Annotated in this window: 5 protein-coding genes; 1 reads left to right on the plus strand and 4 read right to left on the minus strand. The window is 71.7% G+C overall.

Features of this window, described 5'->3' with window-relative positions; translation table 11 throughout:
- The 3 genes from DEIPI_RS31205 to DEIPI_RS0114150 all read right to left on the minus strand — a co-directional run.
- A partial coding sequence (locus DEIPI_RS31205) for a tRNA (adenosine(37)-N6)-threonylcarbamoyltransferase complex transferase subunit TsaD (protein ID WP_483782852.1) occupies positions 1-447 on the minus strand: 447 nt, incomplete at its 3' end.
- Between the two features lie 48 nt (positions 448-495).
- Entirely contained in the window at positions 496-852 is a 357-nt protein-coding gene (locus DEIPI_RS31210) for a barstar family protein (RefSeq protein WP_045234346.1), read from the minus strand.
- A gap of 117 nt (positions 853-969) precedes the next feature.
- The gene (locus DEIPI_RS0114150) at positions 970-1800 is read right to left on the minus strand and encodes an undecaprenyl-diphosphate phosphatase (RefSeq protein WP_027482194.1); all 831 of its coding nucleotides are present in this window, start codon (positions 1798-1800) and stop codon (positions 970-972) included.
- 85 nt (positions 1801-1885) lie between these two features.
- On the opposite strand from DEIPI_RS0114150, the gene DEIPI_RS31215 reads away from it, so the two are divergent.
- Positions 1886-2431 (plus strand): hypothetical protein, encoded by a 546-nt coding sequence (locus DEIPI_RS31215; RefSeq protein ID WP_045234356.1) that lies wholly within the window; start codon positions 1886-1888, stop codon positions 2429-2431.
- A gap of 9 nt (positions 2432-2440) precedes the next feature.
- Here the strand turns inward: DEIPI_RS31215 and DEIPI_RS0114160 are convergent.
- A partial coding sequence (locus DEIPI_RS0114160; RefSeq protein WP_027482195.1) for a 3'-5' exonuclease occupies positions 2441-3412 on the minus strand: 972 nt, incomplete at its 5' end.

Genomic DNA, 3412 nt, shown 5'->3' on the forward strand with positions numbered 1-3412 from the left:
GGTGCTCGGCACGTCGAAGAGGTGCGTGTGCCCGCCCGACACGACCAGCGCGAGGAAGGGCCCCTCGATCGCCGCGTCGGACGCGGCGGCGTAGATGTGGCCCTCCAGGTGATGCACGGCGTAGAAGGGCCGGTTCAGTCCCTGCGCGAGGCCCTTGCCGTACGTGAGCCCCACGAGGAGCGCCCCGACCAGGCCGGGACCGCTCGTCGCGGCGACCGCGTCCAGGTCGTGGACGCCCACGCCCGCCTCGCGCAGCGCGTCCACCGTCACGGCGTCGATGCGCTCCACGTGCTCGCGCGACGCGAGTTCCGGCATCACGCCGCCGTAGTTCGCGTGGACCGTCTGGGACCACACGCGGTTCGAGAGGACCTCCGCGCGGCCCTCGCGGAGCCGCACGACGCCGACGCCCGTGTCGTCGCAGGAGGTGTCGATGCCCAGGATCAGCACGGCAACGAAGATAGCACCCCGGACGCGCGCCGGGTGTCGCCGCGCGCGCTAATGGACGCCGAACGCGTAGAGCTTCGACGCGCCCGAGGCCTGCGCCTCGCGCACGAGGGCCTCGACGCGCGCGGCGAGGTCCGCGTGGTCGCTGCGGAACGACGGCCAGCCCGTCAGGACGAGCACACGCCCCGTCCCGGCCGAGGCGAGCGCGTCCCCCAACGCGTCCCAGCCGATGCCGCCCGGCAGGCCCAGCGAGTTGCCCAGCTCGTTCAGCAGCGTTCGTTCGTCCCTGACCCTGGCGAGGTCCACCTCGTGCGTGGCGAGGCCCGCGTCACGCGCGCCGTAACGGAGCACCGAGAGGTCCATGTCTTCGGTCTGCACACCCTGGCCGGGGTTCTGGAAGAGCGTCATGAGGTCAGGGTAACGGCACGGAGCGCGCGCCCGCCGTGAGGAAGGCTCAAGGGAGCGTCATGCGTGCACGGACACGCCCGCCTCCCCGGTCGGGAGGCGGGCGACGGGGGCCGCGCGTCAGGCGCGGATCGCGTTCTGGATGACGCCCGAGTAGATCAGCGCGAGAATGGCGATCCCCGCGACGACGCGGTACACCGCGAAGCCGCGGAAGTCGTTGCGCGACACGAAGCGCAGCAGCCACCCGATCACGAGGTACGCCGTCACGAACGACACCGCCGACCCGATCACGATGTTCGAGAGGCCCGCCTCGCCGAGGACGTCGAGATGCTTGAGCAGGTCGTAGAGCGTCGCGCCGCCCAGCGTCGGGATCGACAGGTAGAAGCTGAACCTCGTGGCGGTGGGGCGGTCCAGGCCGAGGAACATCCCGCCGAGGATGCTCGACGCGCTGCGCGAGAAGCCCGGCCAGAGGATCGCGAGGCACTGGATGACGCCCACGAGGAAGCCCTGCCGCACCGTGACGCGCTCCAGCTCGTGCGTGTCCGCGCGGCGCGGACGAAGCTCGATGAGGTACATCAGCACGCCGCCCACGATCAGCGCCCACGCCACCACCGTCGGCGTGAACAGCCGCGCCTTGATGAAGTCCCCCGCCAGGAAGCCCACCACGACCGCCGGGACGGACGCCGCGACCACCGCGAGCCACATGCGCCGCACGCCCGGGTCCGTACGGATCGCGCCGAGCTGACGGACGAGGTCGCGGAAGTAGTACACGAGCACCGCGAGGATCGCGCCGCCCTGGATGACGATCTCGAAGGTGCCTTCCGCCCCGGCGGGCTCGCGAAAGCGCAGCAGGTCGGACGCGACGATGAGGTGCCCGGTCGAGGAGACGGGCAGGAACTCGGTGAGACCCTCGACGATTCCGAGGATGACGGCTTGCAACCAGTCGGCCATGCGGACCAATGTACACGCAAGCATGAACGCCGTGAGAAGGGCGAACGCCCCGCCCGCCCGGTAAGGTGGCCGCACGGAGGTGGACGTGAACGTCAGGGAGAACTTCGAACCGCAGGAGTGGTTCAACGTCATGAACGGGCCGAGCCGGGCGGGGCTGGCCGTGATCCTCGCGAGCCCCAGCGGCCTCACGGGCGTCCTCGCGGAGGCCACGGCGATCACGCAGGAGATCCGCGCGCTCATCGCGAGCCATCCCACCACGCCCCTGCTCGCCGCGATGGCCGACGCGTACGAGCACACCACGCCGGAGGAACTGCGCGCCCAGCGGGACGCGGCGGGCCCGCAGGCCACCCCGAGAGATCCGAAGGCGGCGCGCGACGAGGCCCTTCAGGCGGTCCGGCAGGTGATGTGGCTCGTCACGACGAAGGCCACGCCCGAGGACCGCGAGGCGTACGGCGCGCTGCTCGTCCGCGTCGCGGAGCGCGTCGCGGGCGCCGCGAAGGAGGGCGGCTTCCTCGGCTTCGGCGGCGTGCAGGTCAGCGACGCCGAACGCGAGGCCATCGAGGAGATCCGGCGCCTCACGGCCACGCCGGGCGGGACGGAAACGCCCCCGGGACCCGTCGGCGGGCCCTGAAGCGCGCGGTCAGGCCGGGCTGAGATTCGCGAAGCGCACGAGGAGCTTCTTCATCCCCGCCGAGCCCTCGAAGGCGACGGTCACCTCCTGCTTGTCCCCGAAGCCCGACACGGCCAGCACGCGGCCCTCCCCGAACTTCGGGTGGCGCACCTTCTCCCCGCCGCGGTACGCCATGCCCTCCGTCATAGGAGACGTGTCCTTGCGGGCGGGCGGCGCGGGCACCGTCGGGCGGTAGTCGCGCCAGGTGGTCTTCCGGTACTCCACCTGCTGCCCGTACACGTCCACCGACTCGAAGCCCCCGCCGAGCTCCTCCAGGAACCGCGAGTCCTCCGTGCTGACGGTCTTGCCGAACGTCATGCGGTTCTGCGCCGCCGTGAGGGTCAGGCGGTCCATCGCGCGGGTGATGCCGACGTAGAACAGGCGCCGCTCCTCCTCGATGCCGCCCGCCTCCGTGAGGCTGTTCTTGCTGGGCAGCAGGCCCTCCTCGAGACCCACCACGAACACCGCCGGGAACTCCAGCCCCTTGGCGTTGTGCAGGGTCATCAGGACGACGCTGTCCTCCGGGGCGTCCGCGTTGTTGTTCTCGCGCTTGGCGCGCGCGTCGTCGACGCTGGACAGCAGCGCCGCGTCGTCGAGGAAGTCCGCGATGGTGCCGCCGCCCTCGGTGCTCTGCGACCACTCCTCGGCGGCCACCACGAGCTCCTCGAGGTTCTCGAGCCGCGCCTGCCCCTCGGTGCCCTCGGCGCGCAGCATGTCCACGTAGCCCGTCACGTCCATCACGAGCCGCAGGAAGTTCTCCGGCGGGTACGCCTCCACCGCGTCCCCGAGTTCCGACATGAGCTTCGCGAACTCCACCGCCTTCGCCGCGCCGCGCTCCAGGATCTCGTCGGCCTGCGCGCACGCCGCGAGGACGCTCACGCCCTCGCGCGCCGCCCACTCCGAGAGCTTCGCGACGGCCGTGTCGCCGATGCCGCGCCGGGG

This window comes from Deinococcus pimensis DSM 21231, from assembly GCF_000519345.1.
Classification (GTDB): domain Bacteria; phylum Deinococcota; class Deinococci; order Deinococcales; family Deinococcaceae; genus Deinococcus_A; species Deinococcus_A pimensis.